The 24436-nt window shown below is 70.1% G+C and carries 24 protein-coding genes; 10 read left to right on the forward strand and 14 right to left on the reverse strand.

The window, feature by feature from the left end:
- Window positions 1-203: 203 nt before the first annotated feature.
- Window positions 204-668, forward strand: coding sequence for a hypothetical protein (locus HQ603_RS14490; protein ID WP_222685279.1), 465 nt, complete (start codon window positions 204-206; stop codon window positions 666-668).
- A 100-nt stretch (window positions 669-768) separates the two neighbouring features.
- Here the strand turns inward: HQ603_RS14490 and HQ603_RS14495 are convergent, their stop codons facing one another.
- The 6 genes from HQ603_RS14495 to HQ603_RS14520 form a co-directional block, all read right to left on the reverse strand.
- On the reverse strand, window positions 769-1452 hold the full coding sequence (locus HQ603_RS14495; RefSeq protein WP_222685280.1) for a fasciclin domain-containing protein: 684 nt from the start codon (window positions 1450-1452) through the stop codon (window positions 769-771).
- Window positions 1453-1653: 201 nt separating this feature from the next.
- On the reverse strand, window positions 1654-2331 hold the full coding sequence (locus HQ603_RS14500; protein WP_222685282.1) for a DUF4166 domain-containing protein: 678 nt from the start codon (window positions 2329-2331) through the stop codon (window positions 1654-1656).
- A gap of 84 nt (window positions 2332-2415) precedes the next feature.
- Entirely contained in the window at window positions 2416-4203 is a 1788-nt protein-coding gene (locus tag HQ603_RS14505; RefSeq protein ID WP_222685283.1) for an ABC-F family ATP-binding cassette domain-containing protein, read from the reverse strand.
- The gene (locus tag HQ603_RS14510) at window positions 4203-5135 is read right to left on the reverse strand and encodes a 4-(cytidine 5'-diphospho)-2-C-methyl-D-erythritol kinase (RefSeq protein ID WP_222685284.1); all 933 of its coding nucleotides are present in this window, start codon (window positions 5133-5135) and stop codon (window positions 4203-4205) included. The genes HQ603_RS14505 and HQ603_RS14510 overlap by 1 nt, the downstream gene beginning before the upstream one ends.
- 32 nt (window positions 5136-5167) lie before the next feature.
- Window positions 5168-6034, reverse strand: a complete 867-nt coding sequence (gene rsmA, locus HQ603_RS14515) for a 16S rRNA (adenine(1518)-N(6)/adenine(1519)-N(6))-dimethyltransferase RsmA (RefSeq protein WP_371831059.1) — start codon at window positions 6032-6034, stop codon at window positions 5168-5170.
- A 34-nt stretch (window positions 6035-6068) separates the two neighbouring features.
- Window positions 6069-7196, reverse strand: a complete 1128-nt coding sequence (locus tag HQ603_RS14520; protein WP_222685288.1) for a resuscitation-promoting factor — start codon at window positions 7194-7196, stop codon at window positions 6069-6071.
- Between the two features lie 221 nt (window positions 7197-7417).
- On the opposite strand from HQ603_RS14520, the gene HQ603_RS14525 reads away from it, so the two are divergent.
- The 4 genes from HQ603_RS14525 to HQ603_RS14540 are packed head-to-tail and all read left to right on the forward strand — an operon-like array spanning window position 7418 to window position 10679.
- Window positions 7418-8878, forward strand: a complete 1461-nt coding sequence (locus HQ603_RS14525; protein WP_371831060.1) for an amino acid ABC transporter substrate-binding protein/permease — start codon at window positions 7418-7420, stop codon at window positions 8876-8878.
- Window positions 8875-9633 (forward strand): amino acid ABC transporter ATP-binding protein, encoded by a 759-nt coding sequence (locus tag HQ603_RS14530; protein ID WP_308126543.1) that lies wholly within the window; start codon window positions 8875-8877, stop codon window positions 9631-9633. Before HQ603_RS14525 ends, HQ603_RS14530 begins: the two co-directional genes overlap by 4 nt.
- Before the next feature lie 60 nt (window positions 9634-9693).
- Window positions 9694-9957, forward strand: coding sequence for a modification methylase HgiDII (locus HQ603_RS14535; RefSeq protein WP_222685291.1), 264 nt, complete (start codon window positions 9694-9696; stop codon window positions 9955-9957).
- A gap of 47 nt (window positions 9958-10004) precedes the next feature.
- Window positions 10005-10679 carry an LppP/LprE family lipoprotein gene (locus HQ603_RS14540; protein WP_308126544.1) on the forward strand — a complete coding sequence of 225 codons (675 nt, stop codon included), beginning with the start codon at window positions 10005-10007 and terminating at the stop codon, window positions 10677-10679.
- A gap of 31 nt (window positions 10680-10710) precedes the next feature.
- On the opposite strand, the gene HQ603_RS14545 is transcribed toward HQ603_RS14540, so the two are convergent.
- A complete protein-coding gene (locus tag HQ603_RS14545) occupies window positions 10711-11835 on the reverse strand; it encodes a hypothetical protein (protein ID WP_222685293.1) in 1125 nt (374 codons plus the stop codon).
- Window positions 11836-11970: 135 nt separating this feature from the next.
- Complete coding sequence (locus HQ603_RS14550) at window positions 11971-12801, reverse strand: TatD family hydrolase (RefSeq protein ID WP_222685295.1); 831 nt, start codon at window positions 12799-12801, stop codon at window positions 11971-11973.
- 21 nt (window positions 12802-12822) lie between these two features.
- Here HQ603_RS14550 and metG point away from each other — a divergent pair, with 21 nt between their 5' ends.
- A complete protein-coding gene (gene metG, locus HQ603_RS14555; RefSeq protein WP_222685297.1) occupies window positions 12823-14397 on the forward strand; it encodes a methionine--tRNA ligase in 1575 nt (524 codons plus the stop codon).
- A 28-nt stretch (window positions 14398-14425) separates the two neighbouring features.
- Here the strand turns inward: metG and HQ603_RS14560 are convergent, their stop codons facing one another.
- A complete protein-coding gene (locus tag HQ603_RS14560; RefSeq protein WP_222685299.1) occupies window positions 14426-15802 on the reverse strand; it encodes a WS/DGAT/MGAT family O-acyltransferase in 1377 nt (458 codons plus the stop codon).
- Window positions 15803-16074: 272 nt separating this feature from the next.
- Here HQ603_RS14560 and HQ603_RS14565 point away from each other — a divergent pair, with 272 nt between their 5' ends.
- Both HQ603_RS14565 and HQ603_RS14570 read left to right on the forward strand, forming a co-directional pair.
- Complete coding sequence (locus HQ603_RS14565) at window positions 16075-17163, forward strand: alpha/beta hydrolase (protein WP_222685337.1); 1089 nt, start codon at window positions 16075-16077, stop codon at window positions 17161-17163.
- 39 nt (window positions 17164-17202) lie between these two features.
- Complete coding sequence (locus HQ603_RS14570) at window positions 17203-17631, forward strand: SRPBCC family protein (RefSeq protein ID WP_222685301.1); 429 nt, start codon at window positions 17203-17205, stop codon at window positions 17629-17631.
- A 27-nt stretch (window positions 17632-17658) separates the two neighbouring features.
- Here HQ603_RS14570 and rsmI read toward each other — a convergent pair whose 3' ends face one another.
- The gene (gene rsmI / locus HQ603_RS14575) at window positions 17659-18489 is read right to left on the reverse strand and encodes a 16S rRNA (cytidine(1402)-2'-O)-methyltransferase (protein WP_308126545.1); all 831 of its coding nucleotides are present in this window, start codon (window positions 18487-18489) and stop codon (window positions 17659-17661) included.
- 180 nt (window positions 18490-18669) lie between these two features.
- Between rsmI and HQ603_RS14580 the strand changes: the two genes are divergently transcribed.
- On the forward strand, window positions 18670-20124 hold the full coding sequence (locus HQ603_RS14580) for a dolichyl-phosphate-mannose--protein mannosyltransferase (RefSeq protein WP_222685340.1): 1455 nt from the start codon (window positions 18670-18672) through the stop codon (window positions 20122-20124).
- Window positions 20125-20134: 10 nt separating this feature from the next.
- On the opposite strand, the gene HQ603_RS14585 is transcribed toward HQ603_RS14580, so the two are convergent.
- The 3 genes from HQ603_RS14585 to HQ603_RS14595 all read right to left on the reverse strand — a co-directional run bounded on the left by HQ603_RS14585 (window position 20135) and on the right by HQ603_RS14595 (window position 22749).
- The gene (locus tag HQ603_RS14585; RefSeq protein ID WP_261773870.1) at window positions 20135-21802 is read right to left on the reverse strand and encodes a BCCT family transporter; all 1668 of its coding nucleotides are present in this window, start codon (window positions 21800-21802) and stop codon (window positions 20135-20137) included.
- 38 nt (window positions 21803-21840) lie between these two features.
- Window positions 21841-22272 (reverse strand): DoxX family protein, encoded by a 432-nt coding sequence (locus HQ603_RS14590; protein ID WP_222685303.1) that lies wholly within the window; start codon window positions 22270-22272, stop codon window positions 21841-21843.
- A 99-nt stretch (window positions 22273-22371) separates the two neighbouring features.
- On the reverse strand, window positions 22372-22749 hold the full coding sequence (locus tag HQ603_RS14595; RefSeq protein WP_222685305.1) for a GntR family transcriptional regulator: 378 nt from the start codon (window positions 22747-22749) through the stop codon (window positions 22372-22374).
- A 56-nt stretch (window positions 22750-22805) separates the two neighbouring features.
- On the opposite strand from HQ603_RS14595, the gene arsC reads away from it, so the two are divergent.
- A complete protein-coding gene (arsC, locus tag HQ603_RS14600) occupies window positions 22806-23147 on the forward strand; it encodes an arsenate reductase (glutaredoxin) (RefSeq protein WP_222685307.1) in 342 nt (113 codons plus the stop codon).
- A 32-nt stretch (window positions 23148-23179) separates the two neighbouring features.
- On the opposite strand, the gene arcA is transcribed toward arsC, so the two are convergent.
- Window positions 23180-24412, reverse strand: coding sequence for an arginine deiminase (gene arcA, locus HQ603_RS14605; protein WP_222685308.1), 1233 nt, complete (start codon window positions 24410-24412; stop codon window positions 23180-23182).
- Between the last annotated feature and the right edge of the window lie 24 nt (window positions 24413-24436).

Here is a 24436-nt window from a genome sequence, read left to right on the forward strand (position 1 = left end):
GTGCCGTGTCACCACGACACGGCGCCACGGTTGGTGCAGCTTCCCAACCCTGCGTTCACGTCTCGGTCGAGTAACGCTCGCGTGGTACTTTTCGGACTGTCGAACGTACTCGAAGTTCGTTTCCTGCGTCGACATGCGGGTCCGAGCCCACTTCGCTCGATCCGTGGCACCACACACCTCGAGACGATGGAGCACTCCGAGCAATGAACGACGGATCAGGTGGGCCCCTCACGGGCGTCAAGATCGGCAAGGCCCCCGCCCACAGGTCCACCAGGACGCCCACCTCCACCGCCACTCCGACAACGACCAGCGAGGCCGACGTGACCACCAGTGACCAGATCTCCGAGCACGCCCTGCCGAGCAACTCCTCGGCGTCCAACGGCGGGTCCAACGGGAGCAGCTTCTCCGGCGCGTCCCGGCACCCGAGCCCCGATCGCCGAACCGCGATGGGCATCGCGTCCATCCGCATCGCCGGCCGGCTCACCCAGAACGAGCTGACCAGTCGCGATACCCGGCCGATGGACTCCTCGAACGGCCCGGACGAGCTGCTTCAGCTCCTCGGCGAGTACCTCACCTCGGGTGGACTCTCGAGCCCCGAGCTCCACGTTCGGTCCAACGGCACCACCGTCGTCCTCGATCTCACCAACCCCGCCAAGGGTTTTCGCTGAGCGCACGCGATATGCAGAACGGCCCCCGGTTCCAGTGGAACCGGGGGCCGTTCTGCTACGAGAGTCGGGTCCGACCGCTACCCGTCATCGCTTGCGGAGATCAGGCCGGGGGCATGAGCACCGAGTCGATGAGGTAGACGGTCGCGTTGGCAGTCTTGACGCCACCGCAGACGACGTTGGCGTCGTTGACCTTCAGGGCGTCGGTCTCACCGGTGACGGTGACCGGCTGGCCCTCGACGGTGGTCTGCTCGCCGTCGATGTCGGACGGAGCGATCTGGCCGGGCACCACGTGGTAGGTCAGGATCTTGGTGAGCAGCGCCGAGTCGGTCTTCAGCGTCTCGATGGTGGCCGGGTCGATCTTCGCGAACGCGTCGTCGGTCGGGGCGAAGACGGTGAACTCGTCGCCGTTCAGCGTGTCCACCAGGTTGACCTGCGGGTTCAGCTGGCCGGAGACGGCCTGGGTGAGGGTCTTGAGCAGCGGGTTGTTCGACGCGGCCACGGCGACCGGGTCGGCGGCCATGCCGTTCACGGAGCCGGCACCGTCCGGAACCTGCTCGGCGTAGGCGGCGCAGCCCGGGCCGACGAGGTCGGAGGCGGGATCGGCGGAGCCCGAGGACATCGCGCTCGAGGTCATGGAGGACGCCGACGACGTCATCTCCGCCATGGAGGACGTGGCGGCGTCGGTGGTGCTGCCGCCGTCGTCGGAGGAACAGGCGGACAGGCCGAGAACGGCCACTGCCGCGAAGCCGACGGCCATTGCGCTCTTGCTCTTCGTGACGCTCATTGCGAAACCCTTCTCGTGGTGTGAACCGAGTACCCAGCGGCCGGTGTGCTCGGTCACTGTCGGTTGTGTCATCTACTCTTCGGAGCATCCCCACAGGGGGGATTGGTGCATCCGTCGGAAAAATTCTGCGGGGACCCGAATCGGACGAGCCGGACATACGTCACCGCAGGTGAGGGCAAATTTCCTCCCCCACAATCGATCTCATTCCCTGGGATCCGTACGGTTCGGGCCGAGGCCCCGCGGGAGCCGATCCGGCGGACAGTCCTCCTGCGTCGCGGTGAACCACCCGCTGTAGTGGAACAGCCGTCCCAATGTGCGGCCACGCACCTCGATGTCGATCCGGTGCCGCCCTTCCTTCTCGTCCCACCACTCCCGGCCGAAGGTCTCGGCCGAGACCAGTGCGGGCGGCTTGATCGATCCACGAGGCGCGAGGAAACGTGGTGTGCCACTGATCAACCGGAGGCCACCGTCGTCGTCCGCCGAGCAGCGCGTCGAGACCACCATGTCCGGTCCGGCCCCGATGTAGTCCCGCGCACCGCCGTCACGGCCGAGCACCATCACGGAGTCGAGCGACACCTCGTGTCCAGGGAACTGAAAGCGGCGGACGAATGCCAGTGTCTCCCTTCCCAGTCGATCGACGTAGGCGTAGTTGGCGATCGTGAAGGGCACGTTCTCCCCCGCGTCGGCCGGCACCATGCGCCGCGCGCCGCCGAGCCACAGCGCCGGTGGCGGCAGCAACCGGGAGTGCTCGATCCGGTCCATCACCCCGGTGCCGAACTGGGCGACGTGGTCGTCCGATCCGAACCCGAAGCGCCACTGCACTTTCGGGTGCAGCCGAGCGAATTCCGGTCCCATGACCGCGGACACGACGGACGGCATCACCGCTCCCCTCTTCGGCGACGCCCGAGCGGGCGTGCAGAACAGGAGTACCCCGTCCGCGTCGAAACGACGCAGCGGCGCCGGTCAGCCCAGCTCGTCCGCCAGTTCCATCCAGCGCTCCTCGACGGCGTTCTTCTCCGAGACGACGGCGGTCAGCTCGGCGCCGAGCGTCTGCAACCGCTCGGGATCGGTGGCCGCCTCCGCGAGCGCCGAGTGCAGCGACTTCTCCCGGTCGTCGAGCTTGACCAGGGATCGCTCGAGGCGGGAGAGCTCCTTGCGCGCGGCGCGATCGTCGGCACTGCCCTTCGCGGGGGACGCGGTCGGTGCGGCGCCCGGCGCGGCGCCGGCGGACGGAGCGGTACCCGCCTCGGCGAGCCGGGCCCGGCGGCGCAGGTACTCCTCGATACCGCCGGGCAGGTTGGTCAGCCGGCCGTCGCCGAACAGCGCCCAGGTGGAGTCGCAGATGCGCTCGACCAGGTACCGGTCGTGACTGATGACCACCAGCGTTCCCGCCCAGGAGTCGAGCAGGTCCTCGAGCTGCTGGAGGGTGTCGATGTCCAGATCGTTGGTGGGCTCGTCGAGCAGGAGTACGTTCGGCTCCGACATGAGGACGCGCGTGAGCTGCAGGCGGCGGCGCTCGCCACCCGAGAGGTCGCCGACCGGGGTGCGCTGCCGCGCGGGCGTGAACCCGAGTCGCTCGGCCAGCTGCCCGGCGCTGATCTCTCTGTCGCCCAGCTGGATTCGCTCCGCGACGTCCTGGACGGCCTCGAGCACCCGCATGTCGACCGGCAGATCGTCGAGTTCCTGACGGAGCCACCCGATCCGCACGGTCTTGCCCTCGATCCGGCGACCCGACGCCGGCTCGAGCTCGCCGGCGAGGGTGCGCAGCAGCGTCGTCTTGCCCGACCCGTTGACGCCCACCAGGCCGACCCGCTCCCCCGGAGCGAGGCGCCACGTCAGATCGTTCACGAGGACCCGCCCGTCGGGCGTCGTCAACGTGGCGTCCTCGAGTTCGACGACGATGCGACCGAGCCGCGTCCGCGCGAACGACGCGAGCGCGACCGAGTCGCGCGGAGCCGGCACGTCGGCGATGAGTGCTTCCGCCGCCTCGATGCGGTAGCGCGGCTTGGACGTGCGGGCGGGCGGGCCACGGCGCAGCCAGGCCAGTTCCTTGCGGGCGAGGTTGCGGCGACGGTCCTCCGCGGCGTCGGCCTGCCGGGACCGTTCGGCACGCGCGAAGATCCAGTCCCCGTAGCCGCCCTCGTAGGTCTCGACGCCACCGCCCACGACCTCCCAGGTGCGGGTGGCGACGGTGTCGAGGAACCAGCGATCGTGCGTCACGACCACCAGTGAGGACCGGCGGTTCACCAGGTGCTCGGCCAGCCACTGCACGCCCTCGACGTCGAGATGGTTGGTGGGCTCGTCGAGCACCAGCAGGTCGAGGTCGCGCACCAGCGCCGCGGCCAGCGCGGTGCGCCGACGCTCACCGCCGGACAGCTGCTCGACCGGCGCGTCCAACCCCAGACCGGTGATGCCGATTCCGTCGAGCACGCTGCGGATGCGGGCGTCGCCGGCCCATTCGTGCTCGGCGACGCCGAGCGGGGCGAGCACCACGTCACCCACGGTGGAGCCGGGTGGCAGGACGCCACGCTGGGTGACGACGGCCATGCGCAGACCGCCCACGCGGCTGACGCGGCCGGAATCCGGTTCCTCGATGCCGGCCAGCACCTCGAGCATGGTGGTCTTGCCGCCGCCGTTGAGGCCGACGACTCCGATGCGCTCGTTCTCCTGCACGCCCAGTGAGACCCGCTCGAGCAGCGGCTTGACCCCGAAGGACTTCGAGACCTGTTCGAGATTGATGAGATTGGCCATCAGGAGCGTCCTCGTTCGTCGCGGGTGACCCGTGCCCCGGGTACGGGGCCGCTCGCGACCCGCACGGTGCGGCACACGCCGGCGCCGGACAGTTCGGCGCCGACCTCCACGGCGTCGTCGGCCGAGGCACAGAGAAAAGCGCAGGTGGGGCCGGACCCGGAGACGATGCCGGCGATCGCGCCCGCGTCCAGCCCGGCGCGCAGCGTGCGGCGCAGGTCGGGCCGCAACGACAGCGCGGCCGCCTGCAGGTCGTTGGTCAGCAGCGGGCCCACGCGGGTCGGATCGCCGGAGGCGAGAGCCTGCATCAACTCGTCGGGATCGCCGGCCCGCGGCGGCGTGCCGCGCTCGCGCAGTCGATCCAGTTCGCGGTACACCGCGGGGGTCGAGAGTCCCTCCTTCGACAGAGCCAGCACCCAGTGGAAGGTGTTGCGAGAAAGCACCGGCAGCAGCTTCTCGCCGCGCCCGGTTCCGACGGCCGTGCCGCCCGCGACCGAGAACGGGACGTCGCTGCCGAGCCGGGCCGCGTACTTCATGATCTCGGCGCGGGAGAGTCCGAGACCCCACAGCTCGTCGAGCGCGATCAGGGTCGCCGCCGCGTCGGCGCTCCCCCCGGCCATGCCGCCGGCCACCGGGATGCCCTTGTCGATCGTGATGGCGACGCCGGGCGCGCGACCCGACGCCTCGGCGACCATGACGGCCGCGCGCCACGCGAGGTTGCTGCCGTCGAGCGGCACGGCGGCGGCGTCCTCACCGCGCACGGTGACCGAGATGGTCGGAGCGGACACCACCGACACGTCGTCCACCAGCGACAGAGCGTGGAAGACGGTGGTCAGATCGTGGTACCCGTCCGGACGCAGGTCACCGACGGCCAGGTGCAGATTGACCTTGGCGGGGGCGCGCACCCGAACGGGCCGCGTGACGACGGTGAGCACGACGTCCGACTCTATCGCGACCCCGGCATCGGTCAGGACGCGGTGGCCGCGAGCCGCACGAAGGCGGCGGCGTCGAGCGTCTCGCCCCGCGCCGACGGGTCGATCCCGGCGTCGACGAGACGTCGCTCGGCCACCGCGGCACCGCCGGCCCAGCCGGCCAACGCGGCCCGCAGCGTCTTGCGGCGCTGCGCGAAGGCGGCGTCGACGACGGCGAAGACCGCGCGTCGGGTCTGCTCGTCCTGCGGCCACGGCGGGGTCTCGTACCGGTCGACGCGCACCAGTCCGGATTCCACCTGCGGGACCGGCCAGAAGACGCTGCGTCCGACGGCACCGGCTCGGCGCACGGTGCCGAAGTACGACGCCTTCACCGACGGCACGCCGTAGATCTTCGACCCGGGGTCGGCGGCAAGACGGTCGGCCACCTCCGCCTGGACCATCACCAGGGCGGTGCGCAGGCTCGGCAGCGTCGAGAGCAGGTGCAGGAGCACCGGGACCGCCACGTTGTAGGGCAGGTTGGCCACGAGCGCCGTGGGCTCGCCCGGGATGTCGGTGGGTCGCACCCGCAGGGCGTCCGCCTCGATCACGGTCAGACGATCGGCGCGTGACCCGGCGCGGTCGGCCGCCGTGACGGGCAACCGGGCGGCCAGCGGGGGGTCGATCTCCACCGCCACGACGCGGTCGACGACGTCCATCAACGCCAGGGTGAGCGACCCCAGTCCCGGCCCCACCTCGAGCACCGTGTCGGTCGGGCCGACACCGGCCGAGGACACGATACGCCGGACGGTGTTGGCGTCGTGCACGAAGTTCTGCCCGAGGGTCTTGGTCGGACGCACGCCGAGTTCGGCAGCCAGGGTCCGCACCTCGGCCGGACCCAGCAGGCGCACTTCGCTCGACGACACGGGTACCGAGCCTACTGGGCTCGGTACCACCGGGTCAGCGCAGACCGAGCTTGCTGGTGCAGGACGGCCAGGCGCCCCACCCCTGCGTCTGCTGCGTCCGGGAGGCGATGGCGATCTGCTCCTCGCGGGTGGCGAGGTCGGCGCGGGGTGCGTACTTCAGACCGCCCTGACGCTCCCAGGTGTTCTGGTCGAACTGCACGCCGCCGTAGAAGCCGTTGCCGGTGTTGATGGCCCAGTTGCCGGTCGCCTCGCACTGGGCGAGGGCGTCCCAGGTGGCGCCGTTCTCCACGGGCGGCACCTCGGTGCCGGGCTTGGCGCCGACCCGGACGACCTTGGGCACGGCCGGGGTGAGGACGTCCGCGTCGACGAGGGTGCGGCCGGTCTCGACGCCGTTGACCAGCGTGACCTCGTAGGTCGCGTTCTGCTCGCCGGGCGTACCGGCGGACTCCTGCACGGTCCGCGACATGTTCATCGTCGGGTCCTCGATCCGCTGGTCCGGCGGCGGGATCGCCTCGGTCAGCGTGCGGGTCTCGGTCCGCTGACGGGTCACGGTGATCTGCTGGCCGTCGCCGAGCGGGGTGTCGGCGGCGGGCTCGACCGTGTCCTGCTGCTCGAGCGGTGCGCCCGCGGCGGCGAGGAACTCGCCGACGGTGGGAGCCGCGAGCCGCAGGGCCGCGGGCTGAGCGGCGCCGTCGACGAGGGTGACCGACTTCGGCAGGACGACCTCGACGGTGCCGCCCTCGAGCGGAATCGTCTGGTCCTCGGGCTGGTCGATGTGCACGTCGGGCGCGATGCCGAGCTGGCCCTTGGCCTCGGCGACCGTGCTCGCGGTGGTCCACACCGTCGACGGTGCGCCGTCGACCAGCAGCGTGACCTCACGAGCCCGCTTCAGCGTGACGGTGTCGCCGTCCGCGACGGTCGCGTCCACGGCGGGCTCGACGACGTCGCGCTCGGCCGGGACGTACCCGGCTGCGGCGAGCACGCCCCGGGCATCGGTGCTCATCGTCGACAGCGAGATCCGCTGACCGTCGACGTCCACGGTCACGGTCTTGTGCCGGACGACGGCCACCGAGGCACCCACGACGAGGGTGAGGAGCAGGGCGGCGACCGTGGCGTAGAGCAGACGGGAACGGGCCGAGTTGAGGCGGGCTACGTGAGACATGCGCTCACGGAGTCGGTCACGGAGAGATCACGCACGAGAGGTCCTTGCCGGTGAAGCGAGTCCCCGCGGCGCCACGACGGGCGCGATTCGGGGTTTTGCGGTCACGATACGGTAACGGACGTGCGTCGCCCCGGCAACTTCGGGCACCTCGCGTAGCCTTCCCCGCGCCCTACCCGGCAGTAATGTCGGTCGCGGGCCGCACGGGGGTTAGTGTCCGAGCCGTGAACTCGACCATCCCACCCGTGCGTCGACTGTCCCTGGTCGCCGCCCTCGTCGCCCTCCTCGCGCTCGTGCTGGGCCCGGCCGCCGCGCAGGCGCAGCCGGCGCCGCCGAATCCCGTCGAGGGACGCACGTTCACGATCGCCACCGACATCACGTTCGCGCCGTTCGAGTTCCAGAACGCCGACGGCCAGTTCGTCGGCATCGACATGGACCTGATCCGCGCGATCGCCGAGGACCAGGGGTTCTCGGTCGACATCCGGCCGCTCGGTTTCGACGCGGCGCTGCAGGCCGTCCAGGCCGGGCAGGCCGACGGTGTGATCGCCGGCATGACCATCACCCCCGCCCGCGAAGCGGTCTTCGACTTCTCCGAGCCCTACTTCGAGTCCGGCGTGCAGATGGCGGTCCTCGAGAACTCGTCGATCACGTCGTACGAGGACCTCGCGGGCCAGCAGGTGGCGGTGAAGAACGGCACCGAGGGCGCCGACTTCGCCGAGTCCATCAAGGGGCAGTACGGGTTCACCACGCGGTACTTCGCCGACTCGGCGAGCATGTACGACGAGGTCCGCACCGGGAACTCCGTCGCCGTCTTCGACGACTACCCGGTGCTGCAGTACGGCATCACCCAGGGCAACGGGCTGAAGACGGTCACCGAGAAGGAATCGCCCAGCAACTACGGCTTCGCGGTCAACAAGGGCGCCAACGCCGATCTGCTCGCGGCGTTCGACACCGGCCTGGCCAACCTGCGCTCCTCCGGCCAGTACGACGAGATCCTGAACACCTACATCGGCGCCGGCGCCGAGGAGACCGACAACTCGATTCCGGGTCTGATCAAGACCGAGTACAAGGAGCTGCTGAAGGGTCTCTGGCTCACCGTCGTGCTGACGGTGATCTCCATCGTCGTCGCATTGATCCTCGGCGCGATCTTCGGCCTCTTCCGCGTCAGCACCAAGGCGTGGCTGCGTGCCATCGGTGCCACGTACGTCGCGATCTTCCGCGGTACCCCGCTGCTGGTGCAGGCGTTCTTCATCTACTTCGGCATCCCCGCCGCCCTCGGGTTCACCATGACGGCCTTCACCGCCGGCATCATCACCCTCTCGCTCAACGCCGGCGCGTACATGGCGGAGATCGTGCGCGGCGGCATCCTGTCCGTGGACAAGGGGCAGATGGAGGCCTCGCGCAGCCTCGGCATCTCCTACCTGACGTCGATGCGCAAGGTCGTGATGCCGCAGGCCATCCGGACCATGATCCCGTCGTACATCAACCAGTTCGTCATCACGCTGAAGGACACCTCGATCCTCTCCGTGATCGGCCTGGCCGAGCTCACGCAGTCCGGGCGGATCATCATCGCCCGCAACTTCCAGTCCTTCAACATGTGGCTGATCATCGCCGTCATGTACTTCGTCATCATCATGGCGCTGACGATGCTGTCGAACCGTCTCGAGAAGAGGATCAACAAGTGACCAGCACCGAGAAGACGACGGCGGCCGAGGTCAAGGTTCGCGCCACCGGCCTGAAGAAGGCGTTCGGCGACCTCGAGGTGCTCAAGGGTCTCGACGTCGACATCCACTCGGGCGAAGTGGTCTGCGTGATCGGGCCGTCGGGCTCGGGCAAGAGCACCTTCCTGCGGTGCCTGAACAAGCTCGAGGACATCACCGGCGGCACCGTGGTGGTCGACGGGTTCGACCTGACCGATCCCAAGGTGGACCTCGACGAGGTCCGTCAGCACATCGGCATGGTGTTCCAGCACTTCAATCTCTTCCCCCACATGTCGGTGGTGGAGAACGTCATGCTCGCGCCCGTCGAGACCAAGCGGGCCGACAAGAAGGCCGCGCGGGAGAACGCCGTGCGCCTGCTCGACCAGGTCGGCCTGGCCGACAAGGAGAACGCCAAGCCGGCGCAGCTCTCGGGTGGTCAGAAGCAGCGCGTCGCGATCGCGCGTGCGCTCGCCATGAACCCCGACATCATGCTGTTCGACGAGGCCACGTCCGCCCTGGACCCCGAGATGGTCGGCGAGGTGCTGCAGGTGCTGCGCGATCTCGCGAAGGGCGGCATGACCATGGTCGTGGTGACGCACGAGATGGGTTTCGCCCGCGAGGTCGCCGACCGTGTGATCTTCATGGCCGACGGGTACATCGTCGAGGAGGGCACACCGGAGCAGCTGTTCGGTGACCCGCAGAACGACCGCACCAGGGACTTCCTGAACAAGGTTCTCTGACGACAACCCCGGTGCCGCCGGACCCGATCCGCGTCCGGCGGCCACCACGAAAGGCGCGCCATGACCGACGAGCAGGAACTCATGCAGAAGATCGTCGCGACGATCGACGCCCGTCTCGGACAGGAGACGTCGGGCCTGCAGAACGAGGTTCCGCCCGGCGCCAGCGCGCAGTCGGACGACGAGGACGGCGAGCGTGGGCCGCTCGGCCGGGACTACCACCTCGCGGGCAAGTACGCCCAGGCCCTCGCGATCGGCGAACCACAGGTGATCGACCGGGCGGAATTCGACCGGCTCGTCGAGACGTACGGCGACGACGCGAAGTAGCCCGCTCGTGGCCCGATCGTGACCTTCGGACTGCTAACGATCGGGCCGTGACCGACGACACATCGGTCATGACTCTCACCACCGGTGCCGTTCGAGTCGTCGTGCTCGCGGCCTGCGCGGCCGTCGCCGCGGCCTGCGGCGGCCAGACGGGCGGAACCGCCCTACCGGCCCCGGCCGATTCGACGACGTCCGTCGTCGCACCGGCCCCCTCGTCGACCCCCGCCGCCGCGCCGTCGGCGTCGGACGTCCCTTCGCCGGGGCCCACGTTCACCGAGACGGTCACCGTTCCGGCCCCGGCTCCCGCCGGTCCGGTGCCGTGCGTGGACCCGTCGTCGTCGAACGTCCGGGCCGCAGTGGCCAACCTCGGAACCGATTCGCAGGGCGGGCGTTTCGTGATCGACGATCACACGATGGGCATCAGTTCCGACGGGTGCCCGTCACTGGAATGGGCGCACGCCACGGGCACCGGCATCCAGAACGGCACCGTGCAGTCCCACGTCCTGTTCTTCACGAACACCGGGTCCTACCTGGGCACGGCGACGTCGGATGCGTACAGCTACACCTCGGTGGTCGGGGCCTCCGACGACTCGGTCACCGTGCGATACCGGTGGCTCTCCCCCGACGACGCCAACTGCTGCCCGTCCAACGAGTCGTACGTGACGTTCACCCTGGTCGGCGGAAACACCATCGTGCCCGACGGGCAGTTCCCGCCGAGGCCGTGACGGGCCGGTGGGCCCGAGCCTGCGTAGCCCGTCAGAGCCGCAGGTAGATTTCCTCGTTGACCCGGTCGGCAATGCCCTGCAATCGGCTGCGCCGGTGGGCGCCGGCGATCGCGTCGTCGAGGGCGGCGAGCACGGACGGATCGTCGTCCTGCTCCCGCAGGCGATCCCGAATCCACTCCATGCGGTGCAGGTGCTGCGGAGCGAGCGGCATGGCGCGGATGGTGTCGGGGTCCACGTCGGGCGAGAGGGCCTCGCTGGACCCGCCCGCGACGCGGATGCACAGGGCCGTGCTCACGCACTTGAAGCATCGCTCGCAGTTGTAGGTCTCCGCGTGCTGCTGGAAGCAGACCCGGACGTAGCGCATCGCGGGAGCCCAGTCCGAGATCTCGGCGATCTTGGTGGGCCGCCAGGCGTCGTCGTCGTCGTGCACCAGGCGCACCCGCGACGACGACCAGTGGGGATCGACGTAGGGGTGCGATCCGTGGCGCGTGGTGACGGGCGGGCTGCTGGGCACGATCACCGCGGACAGCGTGGGCGCGAGGCACAGCGCGACATGGGCCAACGCCGGGCCGAAGTACAGCCGCGGCCACGGCACGCGCAACGGATCGCTGACCCGGCGCACGGTGGTGCGCACGACGATCAACTCCTTGCCGAGGTCCGTCGCGGCGGCCTGCGCCCGCTCCACCGCCAGGTCCGCCGCCGATCCGTCGTGATCGTCGATGTCCATGCCCAGCACGAAGATCAGGTGCGTGATCTCGTCGAGGTGCTTGCGCACCGCGTGGAAGGAGTCGACGCCGAGGCTGAAGAAGCACCCCACTCCGCGACCCTCGCCGGGCACGCGGACGACGTCGTTGCCGGCGAGTCCCGCATCCATCGACACCGCGTCCACCTCGGGAAACCAGGACGCGAAGATCGCGCCCGCGGCCGCCGCGCCGGCCCGCTGCTCGCGGTCGACGTTCGCGGGCACGCCGTCCTCCGTGCGGATCTCGAGGGACGACGCGATGCGCATCGCCAGCGCGTAGGTGGCGGGGACCCACGGTGCGGCGCCGGTGTCGATCGGGACCGACGCCGAGGTCTCGGCGGTGAACTGCCCGCGCCCGGTGTCCAGACGCACCGCGGTGGTGTGGGCGTCGCGCGTCAGGACGGTGGCGGTCATCGGTCGGCGAGGCCGTCGTAGGGGGATCACGCGCTGTGTTCTATCACGACAGACCGTGCGGTGTTCTATTACTAGAGACCGCGCGGTGTTCTGTCACGACGGACCGCGCGGGATCGTCATCGTCCGCTCCGACCGTCAGGACAGTCGGTATACCCGCTCCGCGGTCGCCGTGGCCGACGCCGCCGCGGCCTCCGGGTCGCGGCCGGTGAATGCCGCGAACGCCCGCGCCGTGTACGGCAGGCAGTACGGCTCGTTGGGGGCACCGCGGAACGGATGCGGGGTGAGGAACGGCGCATCGGTCTCGAAGAGGAACTGCCCATCGGGGACCAGCTGCGCCGCCTCCCGGAGCTCGCGGGCGTTCCGGAAGCTGACGGTGCCGGAGAAGCTCAGCACGTACCCGGCCTCGACACAGGCCTCGGCCATCGCCGGGCCGGAGCTGAAGCAGTGGAAGATCACCGTCTCCGGCGCACCCTCGTCGAGCAGGACCGCCAGCAGGTCGTGATCGGCCTCGCGGTTGTGGATCATCAACGGCTTGTTCAGCCGCTTCGCCAGATCGATGTGCCAGCGGAAGCCCTCGATCTGCTCCTCCACGGTCGCGCAGCCGTCGAGCTTGCCGGGCCAGTAGTAGTCCAGTCCCGTCTCCCCCACAGCGACGACGCGACGATCACGGGCGAGCGCCTCGATCTCCGCCTTCACCTCGTCGGTGAGGACGTTCGCGCGCGTGGGATGGATGGCGACGGCGGCCCACACCCGCGCGTCCCAGTGCGCGGCGTCGACGGCGAAGCGTGCGGCGGCGAGGTCGTCGGCCACCGTGACCACCCGGGCGACGCCGACCGCCTCGGCGCGGTCGAGGACCGCGGCCACGCCCGCGGCGTCGGTCGCTCCGCACGCGTCGAGATGGGTGTGCGCGTCGACGAGGGGGATCAGCGGGGCGGGGGCATCCGGGGCGGGACGGTCTCTCGGCACGAAAGATAGAGTAAGCGCACCATGACTGCTACTCCCGATGCTCCGGTGGACGCCGCCGGCCGCCCGCCGTTCTACGTCACCACCGCGATCGCGTACCCCAACGGCACCCCGCACATCGGGCACGCCTACGAGTACATCGCGACGGACGTGTTGGCGCGCTTCAAGCGGCTCGACGGCTTCGACGTCCGCTTCCTCACCGGCACCGACGAGCACGGTCTGAAGATGGCCCAGACCGCCGCGAAGGAGGGCCTGAGCACCGCCGATCTCGCGCGCCGCAACTCCGACGCCTTCCAGGCGATGCAGGAGTCGCTGGGGATCACCTTCGATCGCTTCATCCGCACCACCGACGCCGATCACCTCGAGGCCAGCCGCGCTCTGTGGCAACGGATGGCCGACCGCGGGGACATCTACCTCGACACCTACAGCGGCTGGTACTCGGTACGCGACGAGGCCTACTACGCCGAGGGCGAGACCACGGTGCGGGACGACGGATCGCGCGTCGCGACCGAGACCGGCACACCGGTGGAGTGGACGGAGGAGTCGACGTACTTCTTCCGCCTCTCGGCGTACCAGGACAAGTTGCTCGCCCTCTACGAAGAGCGTCCCGACTTCGTGCTCCCCGCCACCCGGCGCAACGAGGTGGCGAGTTTCGTCGCGAGCGGGCTGAAGGACCTGTCCATCTCGCGGTCGACGTTCGACTGGGGTGTGCCGGTGCCCGGCGACGAGACCCACGTGATGTACGTGTGGGTCGACGCGCTCACCAATTACCTGACGGGCGTGGGGTATCCGGACGTCGACGGGGAGGCGTTCGAGAAGTTCTGGCCGGCCGACGTGCACATGATCGGCAAGGACATCGTGCGATTCCACGCGGTGTTCTGGCCCGCGTTCCTCATGTCCGCCGGTGTGGAACTGCCGAAACGCGTGTTCGTGCACGGCTTTCTGACCAACAAGGGCGAGAAGATGTCCAAGTCGGTGGGCAACGTGGTCGATCCCGCCGCCCTGATCGGCGAGTACGGGTTGGACGCGGTGCGCTTCTTCCTGCTGCGCGAGGTCTCCTTCGGGCAGGACGGCAGTTACAGCCACGAGGCCATCGTCACGCGCATCAACGCCGACCTGGCCAACGAGCTGGGCAATCTCGCGCAGCGGTCGCTGTCGATGGTCGCGAAGAACTGCGACGCCCGCGTCCCGACGCCGGGCGAGTTCACCGACGCGGACCGGGCCATGCTGGGGCACGTCGACGGTCTCGCCGATTCCGTTCGGGCGCACATCGATCGGCAGGAACTGCACCTCGCGCTGGAGGCCATCTGGTCCGTCCTGGGCGAGACCAACCGCTACTTCTCGGCGCAGGAGCCGTGGGTGCTGCGCAAGACCGATCCCGAGCGCATGGCCACCGTCCTGTACGTGACGCTCGAGGTGCTGCGGGTCGCGGTGATCCTCACCCAGCCGTTCATGCCCGACTCGTGCGCGCGGCTGCTCGATCTGCTGGGTGTCGACGAGCGCGAGTTCGCTTCTCTCCCCACCCGTCTCACGCCGGGCGTCGAACTCCCGAAGCCGACGGGCGTCTTCCCGCGCTACGTCGAGCCCGAGACCGACTGAGCTCCGCGAGCCGGTCCGGGGCCGTCGGTCACACCAGCTTCTCGAGTTCCTCGAGGGCGGTGTCGAGGTGAGTGAGCATGCGCTGCAACGACGGAACGCTGCGACGGTCGCCGACCAGCCCGAAGTTCACGTTGTCGGCGTTGGTGGCGAGCGTGATGTTGAGCGCCTGACCGTCGAGCACGATCGAGGCCGGGTAGACGCCGTCGAGACGTGCTCCGTTCCAGTACATCTCGGTCTTCGGACCGGGCACGTTGGAGATGATCACGTTGAACGGCGGCGGGGTGTTGCGCACGAAACCCGGCACCGGGGTCAGCAGCAGCGGCGCCATGACCGCCGCTCCGTAACCCAGCGCCTGCAGGGGTGAGAGCCCCCGCATCATGGCCTTCGAGTCGTTCATCGACCGCACGACGGCGGCGAGGCGACGTTCCGGGTCCGGCTGGTCGGTGCCCAGATTGCACAACACGGTGGTGACGGCGTTGCCGCCGTCGGCGTCCGCGCCGGCCTCCCGCATGGACACGGGGACCATCGCGACGAGCGGCTGATCGGGCAGCGCGTTGCGGTCGACGAGGTAGGACCGCAGGGCGCCCGCGCACATGGTGAGAACGACGTCGTTCAGGGTCACTCCGAGCCCGGAGGCGACGTCCGTCATCCGCGACTTCGACCACTGCTGCGAGGCGAAGCGCCGGGCACCGCCGATGGGCACGTTGAGCATGGTGTGCGGCGCGGTCAGCGGCAGCACCATGTCGTTGCCCCGCACCTTGTTCCAGCCGATCCGCGCCGCGGCGGGACCCATGCCGGCGAACTCGCCGGCGGCCTTGACGCCGGTCGACAGCAGGGAGAGGGCACCGCTGCCGGTGGTGGCGACCTCGGCGCTCTTCCTGCGCCGGAAGAGCGCCGGGTCCCAGATGGGCCCGCAGTCCCGACGGTCGGGATCCGGGGTCAACGTCTTCTCGAACAGCTTGAGCGCGGAGACACCGTCGACCAGCGAGTGGTGGATCTTGCTGTAGAGCGCCAGGCGGCCGTCGGCCAGCCCCTCGATGATGTGCAGCTCCCACATGGGGCGGTGCCGGTCGAGCGGTGCGCCGTGCTCGGCGGAGACGTAGCGCAGCAGCTCACGCACGCGCCCCGGGCGTGGCAGCATGATGCGGCGCACGTGGTGTTCGAAATCGAGATCGTCGTCGTACACCCACCGCACGGTGCCCATGACGTTGACGGGCGGAGCGGGCCGCTTGCGGAACAGCTTGTAGACGTCCGTCGCCGCCTCGAAGGTCTCGTAGACCTTCTGACCGAAGGTGTCCTCCTCGCCCTCCGGCGGCACGAACAGTTGCAGACCACCCACGTGCATGGGGTGCTCGCGCGTCTCCGCCACCAGGAACATGGATTCGGTGACCGGCATGAACGGCATCGACGCACCCTCTCTCACCCGGCAGCCGGGCGTGTTCGCCCGGCTCACCGCACTCTTCACCATGCTACCCACAGGTAACGAACGCGCATCGGATCAGGCACTGCCCGGTCACGGTGTGACCCCGATTACAACGGATGTCTCGAACCGTGTTTCATGTCAACGTCCCGGTGCGATCCCCACTGTGAAGAGATTCGGGTCGGAAGAATCCGGGTGAGAGAGAGACGGAGGGCCGCTAGATGAGCATCGCCTCGGCCGAGATGACCACGTCGTCCATGCGACGGGGCGGCGCGCTGCGTGCGCCGACGCCGTCGCATCGCTACGGGACCACCCCCGTCGATCGCCAGGACTTCGCGGGAACCAGCGTCCAGGGCAAGGCTCTCGCGGCCTACCTCCGCACCACCGTCCGCCCGTTCCTCGGCGTCTGGGCCCGGACGCACTCGCTTCCGTGGCCCACCGGCCTGGTCGACGCGGCCGGTCGCCTGCTCCCCCCGGTCGGCACCACGCGGTGCACGCCCGTACGGCTGGACAACTGCCGTGCCGAGTGGATCCACAGCGATCGGCCCCGGCGCCTCGACGCGTCCGGCCGGTCGGAGACGCCCCGTCGGCGCGCGGACCGTGACCGCGTCGTGCTCTATCTCCACGGCGGCGCGTTCGTCGTCTGCGGGCTGAACAGCCACCGACGCCTCACCTCGCGGATCGCGCACACCACCGGCGCCGACGTCCTCGCGATCGACTACCGCATGATGCCGCGCAACCCCATCTCGCACGCCGTCGAGGACGGGGTCGACGGGTACCGCTACCTGCTCGACGCGGGATATCGGCCCGAGCAGATCTTCATCGCCGGCGACTCCGCCGGCGGGTACCTGTCCTTCATGGTCGCGCTGGCGATCACCTCGCTGGGTCTCCCGCAGGCCGCCGGCATCATGGCCCTCTCCCCCCTCACCGATCTGGACCCGAGCCGGAAGATGGCGCACCCCAACGCCTCCCGGTGTCCGGTGTTCCCGGCCGGCGCCGTGCCCGCGCTGACCGCGCTGGCGGACAGCGTCGAGGCCCGCATCGTCGTCGAGGGACAACGCGGACCGCGCGTGTGCCCGGTGGACGCGGACCTGAGCGACATGCCCCCGGTCCTGCTGCAGGTCGGCTCCAACGAGATGGTCTACGCCGACTCCGAACTCATGGCCGAGCGCCTCTCCGAAGCCGGCGTCGAGTGCCGACTGCAGGTGTGGGAGAACCAGGTTCACGTGTTCCAGGCCGCCGACTTCGTTCCCGAGAGCGGCCGCGCCATCCGGGAGATCGCCGCCTTCGTCGACGAGCACGTCGCGTCTCGGCGACCGGTGTCCGCCGTCCGGCCGGGCGCGTAAGCACCCCGGTATCGGTCACCGCCGGTAACATTCACGTCCATGGCAGTCAGTGGCAGCAGAGAAGTCGACATCGAGGCACCCCCGGCGGACGTTCTCGCCGTGATCGCCGATCTGGAGGGGCTGCCCGCGTGGTCGTCCATCCACAAGAAGGTCTCCGTCCGTGAGCGTGACGACGCCGGTCGTCCCCTCGTCGCGGAGATGACGGTGGCCGTCATGGGCATCACGGACGAGCAGGTGCTGGAGTTCACCTGGACCGACACCTCCGTGGCGTGGGAGGTCGTCGAGTCGACCCAGCAGAAGTCCCAGTCCGCGCGCTACGACCTCACCGAGACCGACCGCGGCACCCACCTCACCTTCGAGATCACCCTCGACCCGAAGATTCCGGTGCCCGGCTTCATCGTCAAGCGCGGCACCAAGACGGTGCTCGAGACCGCGACGGACGGACTGCGCCAGCAGGTCGTCGGCTGAGCCGACGCGCAACCCGGGCCGCGCCGGCTACTGCGACCGGGCGGTCAGAACCGCTTCGTAGAGAGCGCGTTTCGACACCGACGCATCCGAGTCGGCGGCCACGCGCGCACATGCGTCCTTCAGGCCCAGACCGCCCTGGACCCACTCCTCCACCGCGGTGACGAGGTCCTCGGGATCGGCGGCGGCCGGGGCCGCGCCGGCGATCACCACGGTGATCTCGCCGCGCACCCCGTCCGCGGCCCACTCGGCCAGGTCGCCGAGAGGGCCGCGTCGGACTTCCTCGTACGTCTTGGTCAGTTCGCGGCAGACGGCGGCGGGGCGCTCCGGACCGAGCACCTCCACGGCGTCGGCCAGCGTGTCGGCCAGCCGGTGGGGCGCTTCGAAGAACGCGATCGCCCGCGACTCCCGCACCAGGGTCTGCAGCCACGCCCGGCGCGGTCCGCGTTTGCGGGGCGGGAACCCGTCGAAGCAGAACCGCTCGACGGGCAGACCGGACAGTGCCAGTGCGGTGGTGACCGCCGACGGCCCGGGCAGGCACGTCACCGGGAGGTCGGCCTGCGCGCAGGCCGCCACCAGGCGGTACCCGGGATCGCTGACGGACGGCATCCCGGCGTCCGTCACCAGCAGCACCCGCTGCCCGGCGCGGATCTCGTCGAGCAGACCCGGAATGCGATCGGTCTCGACCTGGTCGTAGAAGCTGATCACCCGTCCGGTGATCTGCACGTCCAACGCCGACGCCAGCGCCTTGGTCCGTCGGGTGTCCTCGGCGGCGACGACGTCCGCGGTGGCGAGTGCGTCGCGCAGCCGCGGCGACGCGTCGCCGGGGTCGCCCATCGGGGTGGCACCGAGAATCAGCACGGCCGCCCTTCCTCACGTCCCGGGTCGACCGGTCGGACCCGGCGACGCTCGATCCCCCTAGCCTACGATCGAACGGTGACTCTGCTGACCGCGCGCACCGACCTGCCGCGCCCGTCGGCACCGGAGACGGTCGCGCCCGGCCCCCTGATCCCGACGGAGACGTTCGGCCCCACCGACCGGATGCGCGGATGGGTGGTCACCGCCGTGGTCACGGCCATCGCCGCGGTGACGCGCTTCGTCATGCTGGGCTACCCCACCGACGCCGGCACGCCCGTCTTCGACGAGAAGCACTACGCGCCCCAGGGGTACCAGGTCCTCACCGGGAACGGCATCGAGGACAACCCTGCCTACGGCCTGGTGGTGCATCCACCCGTCGGCAAGCAGCTGATCGCCGTCGGCGAGGCGGTGTTCGGCTACACGGGGTGGGGCTGGCGTCTGTCGTCCGCCGTGTTCGGGGTCCTGCTCGTCCTGCTGGTGGTCCGCATCGTCCGTCGGCTGACCCGCTCGACGCTGCTCGGCGCGATCGCGGGGCTGCTGCTGATCGTCGACGGCGTCGCGTTCGTCTCCTCGCGCGTGGGGATGCTCGACATCTTCATGACGCTGTTCGTCGTCGCGGCGTTCGGCGCGCTCGTCCGCGACCGCGACGACGTGCGCGAGCGGTTGGCGCGCGTCGCCGCGCAGGGCCGCATCGAGGTCACCGCACTCGGGCCGCGACTCGGCGTGCGGTGGTGGCGTTTCGGGGCCGGGGTCCTTCTCGGCCTCGCGTGCGGCACCAAGTGGTCCGGTCTGTACTTCGTCGCCTTCTTCGGTCTGCTGAGCGTCGCGTTCGACGTGGCTGCGCGGCGACGCTACGGCGTCCGGCGACCGTGGGTGGGCACGGCGGCGCGCGACGTCGGCCCGGCGCTGTACGCCCTCGTGGCCGTCCCCGTCGTGGTCTACCTGGCCACGTACGCCGGGTGGTTCGCCAGCGAGACCGGAGTGGACCGCCACGCCGTCGGGACGGACGTCGGCTCGGGCGGGACGTTCTCCTTCGTTCCCGACGCGCTGCGCTCGCTCTGGTACTACAGCGGCAACGTCCTGGACTTCCATGCGGGGCTGACCAATTCGGCCGGCAATCGCCACCCGTGGGAATCCAAGCCGTGGACGTGGCCGATGGGCCTGCGGCCCATGCTCTACTACTACGCCGACGGCGAGTCCGTCACCGGCTGCGCCGAGGCGGGTGGCTGTGTGAAGGCCGTGATGCTCATCGGCACACCGGCTCTGTGGTGGCTCGCGTTGCCCATGCTGGCGTGGGCGGCGTGGAGCACCGTCGCCCGGCGCGACTGGCGGTACGCGGCCGTGCTGGTCGGCTACGGCGCCGGCATCCTGCCCTGGTTCCTGTCGCTGGACCGGCAGATGTACTTCTTCTACGCGACCGCGCTCTCGCCGTTCCTCGTCATGGGACTGACGCTGGTCGTCGGCGACGTGATCGGTCGTGCCCGAACGGGACGGCGACGCACCCTCGGCCTGGCTCTGGCCGCCGGGTACGTCGCCGTCGCGATCGCGAACTTCGTGTGGCTGTGGCCGATTCTCACCGGCCTGCCGATCACCGAGACGCTGTGGCAGCAGCAGTTGTGGCTGCCCAGCTGGCGGTGAGACCCGCCCGTCAGAGCTCGAGCACGCCGTTCTTCTCCTTGCGCCGTCGACGGCGCACGTGGGTGAGCACGGCGGGGTCGTGCGAGAGGTCGCGGTAGAGCGAGACCGACAGGCCGATCATGACCACCACGAACGGCGCTGCCGCGATGATCGTCATGGTCTGCAGGCCGTTCAGCGCGTCCGAACCACCCGTCCACAGGATGATCGCGGCGGTGGCTCCGGTGATGGCGCCCCAGAAGACGACCACCCAGCGGCTGGGTTCGAGGGTGCCGCGCTGGCTCAGAGTGCCCATCACCATCGACGCGGCGTCGGCGCCGGAGACGAAGAAGATGGCGACCAGCACCATGACGACCACGGCGGACAGACCGAAGAGGGGCAGGTTCTCGAGCATGCCGAACAGCTGCGACTCGCTCGATCCGCGGGCGGCGAGGTCGATGCCGTCGCGTTGTTCGGAGATGCCGGCGCCGCCGAACACCGAGAACCACAGCAGGCTGACGACGCTGGGCACCAGGATCACGCCGACGATGAACTGCCGCACGGTGCGTCCGCGGCTGATGCGGGCGAGGAACATGCCGACGAAGGGGGTCCAGGACACCCACCACGCCCAGTAGAAGATCGTCCACGACGACAGCCACGACGCGGTCTCGGGATCGCTCGACGCCGCGGTGCGCGCCGACATGTGGAACAGCTGGCTGACGTAGTCGCCGATCGTCGTCGGGATCAGGTTGAGGATCAGCACGGTGGGCCCGAGGACGAACACGAAGGTCGCCAGCACCAGGGCGAGCACCATGTTGATGTTGGAGAGCCACTGGATGCCCTTGGCGACGCCCGACACCGCGGAGGCGATGAAGGCCAGCGTGAGCAGGGCGATGACGGCGACCAGCAGCAGGGTGCCGGGCTCACCGAGCCAGCCGAGCACCTCGACGCCCGACCCGATCTGCAGGGCGCCGAGGCCCAGCGACGCGGCGGTGCCGAAGAGGGTGGCGAAGATGGCGAGGATGTCGATGACCTTGCCGATGGGGCCTTCGGAGCGGCGGCCGAGCAGCGGGAAGAACGCCGACGAGATCAGCTGCCGACGGCCGCGGCGGTACGTGCTGTAGGCGACGGCGAGGCCCATCACCGCGTAGATGGACCACGGGTGCAGGCTCCAGTGGAACATGGTGGTAGCCATGGCGTTTCCGACGCCGCCGTCGGTTCCCGGCGGCGGGGTGACGAAGTGCTCGAGCGGTTCGGCGACGCCGTAGAACATCAGGCCGATGCCCATGCCGGCGCTGAACATCATCGCGATCCAGCTGACGGTGCGGAACTCGGGCTTCTCCCCGTCCTTGCCCAGCGGGATCCGGCCGTACCTGGACACCGCCAGGTAGAGGCAGAAGAGGACGAACCCGGTGGCGGCGATGATGAACAGCCAGCCGAGGTTGGTCACCAGCCAGTCGAGGACGGATCCGGTGACGCTCTCGAGGTTCGCGGGCCCGGCGAGGCCCCAGACGATGATCGCGGCGACGACGGCGGCCGTCACACCGAACACCACCCGGTCCAGGCGCGGCGCGGTGGCCGCGGGTGGGTCGACCGGTGGTGAGTCGGTGGGCCCAGACGACGCCGGCGGCACGGGCGGCGCAGTCGACGCCGACGTCGGGGATGCGTTACCGGGCGAATCGGTCTCCTTGGACATGGTCATGACATGTCACGGTGCTCGCTCCGGCGGCGGTAATCAAATCACCGCGCGGTACGTGACCGGGAACGACCGCGTCCGAACGCCCCGTCGAGGCTGTAGGAACCGGCGCCGACAACGGCCAGCAGCAGCGCGGCGGCGCCCAGTCCGACCACGAGTTCCCAGCCGCCGTCGGTGACGAAGACGCCCTTGTCGAGATGCACGAACACCAGCGCGCCGATCATGTCGATCAGCAGGAGCAGTCCGACCACCGGTGTGAGGAGTCCGACGATCAGCAAGCCGCCACCGACGAGCTCGACGAACGTCGCGAAGTACGCGGAGAACGTCGGGAACGGGATGGCCATGCTCTCGAATCCGGCCTTGGTCGCGTCGAGTCCGTTGGTGTTCAGCTTCTGCCAGCCGTGGGCCACGAAGATCACGCCCAGCGCGACGCGGGCGACGAGGGTGGCGAGGTCTCGGACGACGGGTGTGTTCACGGCGGTTCCTTCACGATGGGCGGGGTCGGGCGGGACCACCGTGACACAGTTCGGTTGAAGCGTCAACTCAGTCGTGCGCGACTCGGTCGGCCGATCCGCTCAGTGGTCGGCGTCGAACGCGGCGCGCACCCAGCGCACCGCCTCGTCCGCGTCCACCCCGGCCCGACGCGCGGCGCGTGCGTACGCGGTCGCGGCGGACTGCACCGCGGCGACGGCCGAGTCGCCGGCCTCGGCGACGAAGGTGCCGGACCGACCCCGCGTGACGACGACGCCGTCCTGCTCGAGTTCGCGGTACGCCTTGGCGACGGTGTTGGGGGCGAGGCCCAGCTCGGCCGCGAGGGCGCGGACCGTCGGCAGCCGCGTCCCCGCGATGAGCTCGCCGGTCCGCACACCCGCGACGATGCCGGAGCGCACCTGCTCGAAGGGAGGCTTGTCCGTCGTCAGGTCGATCGGCAGGGTCGCCCCGCGCTCGGTCACAGCCCGTCCTCCTGCGTCGTCGTGATCCTGCGTTCGCCCGGCGTCATACTGATCCGGTGACCGTCACCGTTTATCACAATCCCCGGTGCTCCACCTCGCGCACGGTGCTGGCGACGGTGCGTGAGGCGGGTGTCGAGCCCACCGTCGTGAAGTATCTCGAGACCCCGCCGGACGAGGCCACCCTCCGGCGCCTCATCGACGACGCCGGTCTCACGCCGCGTACCGCCGTCCGGCGGCGCGAGAAGCTCTTCGCCGAGCTCGGCCTGGCCGACGCGGACGACGAGACCGTGCTGCGGGCGATGCTCGAGCATCCGATCCTGATCGAGCGGCCCTTCGTGGTCTCGGACTCCGGGACCGTCCTGGCGCGGCCGGCGTCCACGGTGTCCCGCGTGCTCTGAGCCGGTCCCGGGTCGGCGCCGTCGGGTGCGGGTCAGGCGCGCAGGCTGTCGCGCGCCACCGGACAGGACATGCAGCGCGGTCCGCCGCGACCGGGGGCGAGCTCGGATCCCGCGATGCGCAGCACCTCGATGCCCGACGCCTCGAGGCGGGCGTTGGTCTCGACGTTGCGCTCGTACGCGACCACCACGCCGGGAGCCAAGGCGAGGGTGTTGTTGCCGTCGTCCCATTGCTCGCGTTCGGCGGTGACGCTGTCGAGCCCGGTGTCGATGACGCGCAGCTTCTCGATGCCCATCGCCTCGGCCGCCGCCCCGAGGAACGGATCGGCACCGGTGATGCGCACGTCGCCGTCCACCCGGCTGATCGTGAACGCGGACAACGAATCCTGGATGGCCGGGTACATCACCACCGCGTCGGTGTCCACCATGGTGCACACGGTGTCCAGATGCATCGACGCGCGCTCCTGCGCGATGGGCACCACCAGCACGGTGTGCGCCAGTTCGTCGTCGAACAGACTGCGCGCCAACGCCTCCGCCCCCGCCGGGGTGGTCCGCTCCCCCACCCCGACGGCCACGACGCCCGGCGCGAGCAGCAGGATGTCGCCGCCCTCGACGGGCGCGGTGTGCGACTCGTAGGCCCGCCGGACGCCGAGGAACCGGGGGTGGAACGCGTACACGATGTCGGTCAGGGAGGTCTCCCGCGCGCGGGCGCGCAGCGCCAGCGACGTGATGGCCACCCGCGAGCCGATCCAGAACGACGAGTCGCGGGTGAACAGCAGATTCGGCAGCGGTTCGATGACGAAGTCGGCCCCGTGGTGCATCCGTCGCACCAGGGACACCCCGGCGCTGTCGGCCACGGGCAGTTCGTCGAAGGTCATGCCCGCCATGAGCACGGTCGCGAGCTCCGCGGCCGGCAGCGCCCGCAGGTACGAGGTGAGGTCGCGCGCGAGCACGTGCCCCAGCCGCCGCGGGTCCACCGCGGCCGCCACCCCCTGCACCCGCGCGGCCCCACTGTGATCCAGCGTTTCGGTGAGCAGATCGCCGAGCAGCAGCACCTCCACGCCGCGGGAGGTCAGCAGGTCGGCGAACGCGTCGTGCTCGTCGCGGGCGCGGTCGACCCACGGCAGACCGTCGAAGAGCAGCTGATCGTTGTTGCGCGGGGTGAGCCGCCGCAGCTCGTCACCGGGCCGGTGCAGCAACACCGTTCGCAGCGTGCCCACCTCGGAGTCCGCCCCCAGCGGGGCGGCCGGCGTGTCGGGAGCGGTCATGGAACGACGGTAGTCCGTCGACCC

Origin of the sequence: Rhodococcoides corynebacterioides (assembly GCF_019834675.1) — a bacterium.
GTDB classification, from domain to species: domain Bacteria; phylum Actinomycetota; class Actinomycetes; order Mycobacteriales; family Mycobacteriaceae; genus Rhodococcoides; species Rhodococcoides corynebacterioides_A.